This is a genomic window from Mesorhizobium sp. M4B.F.Ca.ET.089.01.1.1 (assembly GCF_004022605.1).
Lineage (GTDB): Bacteria > Pseudomonadota > Alphaproteobacteria > Rhizobiales > Rhizobiaceae > Mesorhizobium > Mesorhizobium abyssinicae.
This window is the reverse complement of sequence record NZ_RZOS01000493.1, coordinates 1-3,855: the sequence shown is the minus strand read 5'-3', so window position 1 is coordinate 3,855 and position 3,855 is coordinate 1. Positions and strand designations below refer to the sequence as shown.

Annotated in this window: 5 protein-coding genes and 1 pseudogene; 5 read left to right on the top strand and 1 reads right to left on the bottom strand. The window is 63.5% G+C overall.

Annotated elements, in window-relative coordinates; genetic code table 11:
- Positions 1-627 precede the first annotated feature (627 nt).
- The 4 genes from EN780_RS29225 (at position 628) to EN780_RS29210 (ending at position 3,126) form a co-directional block, all read left to right on the top strand.
- Positions 628-1,506 carry a VOC family protein gene (locus EN780_RS29225; protein WP_128276026.1) on the top strand — a complete coding sequence of 293 codons (879 nt, stop codon included), beginning with the start codon at positions 628-630 and terminating at the stop codon, positions 1,504-1,506.
- Positions 1,503-2,348: a 3-deoxy-8-phosphooctulonate synthase gene (gene kdsA, locus EN780_RS29220; RefSeq protein WP_128276025.1), complete on the top strand. Its 846-nt coding sequence runs from the start codon at positions 1,503-1,505 to the stop codon at positions 2,346-2,348. The genes EN780_RS29225 and kdsA overlap by 4 nt, the downstream gene beginning before the upstream one ends.
- An 86-nt stretch (positions 2,349-2,434) precedes the next feature.
- Entirely contained in the window at positions 2,435-2,641 is a 207-nt protein-coding gene (locus EN780_RS29215; RefSeq protein ID WP_128276024.1) for a dodecin family protein, read from the top strand.
- A gap of 119 nt (positions 2,642-2,760) precedes the next feature.
- Positions 2,761-3,126 (top strand): PRC-barrel domain-containing protein, encoded by a 366-nt coding sequence (locus EN780_RS29210; RefSeq protein ID WP_127286802.1) that lies wholly within the window; start codon positions 2,761-2,763, stop codon positions 3,124-3,126.
- A 71-nt stretch (positions 3,127-3,197) separates the two neighbouring features.
- Here EN780_RS29210 and EN780_RS41415 read toward each other — a convergent pair whose 3' ends face one another.
- Positions 3,198-3,320, bottom strand: a complete 123-nt coding sequence (locus tag EN780_RS41415) for a hypothetical protein (RefSeq protein WP_274608485.1) — start codon at positions 3,318-3,320, stop codon at positions 3,198-3,200.
- A gap of 199 nt (positions 3,321-3,519) precedes the next feature.
- On the opposite strand from EN780_RS41415, the pseudogene eno reads away from it, so the two are divergent.
- A pseudogene (eno, locus tag EN780_RS29205) lies at positions 3,520-3,855 on the top strand (phosphopyruvate hydratase); the annotation flags it as partial.

Sequence of the window (3,855 nt, the reverse complement as noted above, 5' to 3'; positions counted from 1 at the left end):
CGGAGCCGTCGTCGACGACCACCAGTTCGATATCGGGCCGCGGATCGGACAGGACCGATGCCAGCGTGCGGGGCAGGCTTCCGCGGCGGTTCCTGGCCGGGATGACGACGGCGAGCCGGGGGGTGACAACTGCTCCCTGCGCGGCTGGAAGGGAATTCGGCAAGGCTGTCACCGGCGGAACTCGTGCGTGGCGGGTCGAGTGCGGCAGAAGCCGGCCTTTGCCGCCCAGCGAAAGTCGACCATGTTGCGATGCGCGATCAGCCGTTAGCCCATACGGTAGGTGACGAAACGTTGCCAGACATCAAACTGAAGCGAAATTCGTATATCAGCAATATCGCTGTATTCGCAAGAAACGCAGGCGCGCCAGGCGGCCTTACTCTGTTTGAACGGCCGAAGTCTCGGCCGGGTCGACGCCGCCTCGTTTTGGCGCGACCAGCACAAGCGCGGCCACAATTGCAATCGCCGCAATCGTCATTGCGATGAACACAGTTCTTCCCATGGTTGTAAGTTAGGGTGGCTTCGTTCGACGACAAGGACACGCCTCCGAGATCGAGACCGGCAAAGCCCGCCGGGCGGTTGGCCGAGCCCTCTTGAACCGACTTCCGGAATGATGCACACCGCGCCGGCATGACCAAAGCGACGCAGGCTCATCCGCTCGACCATCTGGTGCTGCCGACAGCGCGCCTCGATGCCGCGCGGGCGCGGCTGGTTTCACTCGGCTTCGTCGTCGCGCCGACCGGCATCCACCCGTTCGGCACCGAAAACTGCTGTGTCTTTTTCGCCGATGGCACCTATCTGGAGCCGCTGGCGGTTGGCAACGACCAGGACGCGGACCTGGCGATAGGCGAAGGCAACGTGTTCGTCGCGCGCGATCGTCTCTACCGGCAGAACCTCGGCGACGAGGGCTTTTCCGCTGTCGTGCTCGGAACCGGCGATGCCGATGCCGACCACGTTCGTTACGTCGGGGCCGGGATGTCGGCGGGGGAGATGCTGAGTTTTTCGCGCACTTTCACCGATACGAGCGGCAAGAGCGACCTGGCGTCCTTCAAGCTGGCCTTCTGCGCCAGCAAGGATGCCGATGATGCTTTCCTTTTCGCGTGTGAGCGCATCAATGCACCGAAGATCGACCGTACCGCATTGCAGGCCCATGCCAACGGCGTGACAGGCATCATCGAAGTCGTCGCTGTCAGCGACAGGCCTTCTGGCCAGGTCGGGCTGCTCTCGACGGCTGCCGCCAAGCAAGCTGCGCAAGGTGATGCGATCGAATTGCCGAACGCAACCCTGACCGTCCTGGAGCCGGCGGCCTTCGCCTCGCGCTGCAACCTTCCGACCGGAGCGTCGCCGCATCTGCGCTTTGCCGCCATCGTTTTCTCGGTCCGCAGCGCCGCCATCGCAGCGCGCCTGCTTGCGGCCAACGCCATCGCACATCACATGAGCGGCAATGATATTGTCGTCAGGCCGGCGCCCGGGCAGGGCGCCGCCTTCATCTTCCGGGAGACAAAATGAACAAACCCCTGGCGCCCAATCCGTCCGTGACCGTCGGCAACGTCGTCTTCTCGAACGCCGCGCCGCTGTCGCTGATCGCCGGCCCCTGCCAGCTGGAATCGCGCCAGCACGCCTTCGACATGGCCGGCGCGCTGAAGGAACTCACCGACAGGCTCGGCATCGGGCTTGTCTACAAGACCAGCTACGACAAGGCCAACCGCACCTCGCTGTCGGCCACGCGAGGCGCCGGGCTGGAAGCGGCGCTGCCGGTCTTCGACGATCTGCGGAAGACGTTTTCCCTTCCGGTGCTGACGGACGTCCACACCGAGGAGCAATGCGCGATCGTCGCGCCGCATGTCGATGTCCTGCAGATCCCCGCCTTCCTTTCACGCCAGACCGACATGCTGGTCGCGGCGGCTAGGACGGGCAAGGTGATCAACGTGAAGAAAGGCCAGTTCCTCGCCCCCTGGGACATGAAGAACGTGGTCGCCAAGATCACCGGTTCCGGCAACGCCAATGTGCTGACCACCGAGCGTGGCGCCTCCTTCGGCTACAACACGCTGGTGTCCGACATGCGGGCGCTGCCGATCATGGCCGAGATCGGGGCGCCGGTGATTTTCGATGCCACGCATTCGGTCCAGCAGCCGGGCGGGCAGGGTGGTTCTTCGGGCGGCGAACGTCGCTTTGTCGAGACGCTGGCGCGCGCCGCGGTCGCGGTCGGCGTCGCCGGCGTGTTCATCGAGACGCATCAGGATCCGGACAACTCGACCTCTTCCGATGGCCCGAACATGGTGCCCTTGAAGGACATGCCAGCCTTGCTGGAACGGCTGATGGCCTTCGATCGCATCGCCAAGGGCCGCTGACCCGACTCGCCGTCCCATCGGCTTGTCGCAGGCAACCGCCGGCTGTAGGCTCCTGCCGCAACTGAGCGCCTTGGCAGGAGGAAGCCATGTCCGTCGCCCGCGTCACAGAGATCACGTCATCGTCCAAGAAGAGCTTTCAGGATGCCATCGAAAAGGGCATCGCGCGCGCAGCAAAGACCCTGAAGAACGTCGAGGGCGCCTGGATCCAGGACCAGAAGATCGTCGTCGAGGGCGGCAAGATCGCCGCTTACCGCGTAAACATGAAGGTCACCTTCATCCTCACCGACAACTAGGCAATTTCAGGAAAAGTGCGTAGCGGTTTTCCGTCCGGAATTGCGTAAAAACAAAGTCGGGAACCTTCGTCCGCCCCTCTCATTGTCCATGCAGGCATTCAATCGAGAGGAGTTCCACCATGAGCACCCTGACCGGGCACACCGAAGCCATTGCCGCCTCGCGCGTCATCGGCACATCGGTCTACAACACCGAAGGCAAGAGCATCGGCAGCGTCGAAGACATCATGCTCGACAAGACCTCGAACGGCATCATGTTCGCGGTGATCGGCTTTGGCGGATTCCTCGGCGTTGGCGAGAAGTACCACGCCATCCCGTGGGCGAGCCTCGACTATGACGAGGACAGGGGCGGCTATGTCGTGCCGTTCTCCAAAGAGCAGTTGCAGGCCGCGCCGGCCTATTCGATCAACGAATTGGCGGGCGCCGACGGCCAGGCGGCGCGCGACGAGTCGTACAGCTACTACCGGGTCGAGCCCTACTGGCACTGAAGCGTTCGGCCAGCCCAGAGCGGAATCAAAAAAGGCCCCCGCACATGCGGGGGCCTTTCTTCTGCAAGATCCTACTGCGCTGCTTGAAGTGTCGACAGTTGCGCGGCGCCCTGCTGGGGCTGCTGGTTGTCGCACGACGTCAGGAACGCAGCCGCGATCAGGAACAAACTCACGATACCGCTCAACTGGGACATGGCGAAACTCCTCCTGTTTCGCCCCGCGCAAGCAGAATCATAGACCAGAACGTTGCGCGCCGCGCATGACTTATGATGACAGAAATTTGCGCTTCGTGAATCGGCGGGCGGGCAATATTTGCGGGCGCCCCGATTGCCTTTTGCGGCACTTTGGCTAAGAGGGGCGCGACGCTTCAATCGATCAATCGGGGACATTGCAATGACCGCCATCGTCGACATAGTCGGGCGTGAAATCCTGGACAGCCGTGGAAATCCGACCGTCGAGGTCGACGTGGTGCTGGAAGACGGCTCGATGGGCCGCGCCGCCGTACCGTCAGGCGCCTCGACCGGCGCGCATGAGGCGGTCGAGCTGCGCGACGGCGGCCCGCGCTATCTCGGCAAGGGCGTGCAGCGGGCGGTCGAGGCCGTCAACGGCGAGCTGTTCGAGGCGATCGGCGGCATGGAGGCCGAGAACCAGATCCATATCGACCAGACGATGATCGAGCTCGACGGCACGCCGAACAAGAGCCGGCTCGGCGCCAACGCCATCCTCGGC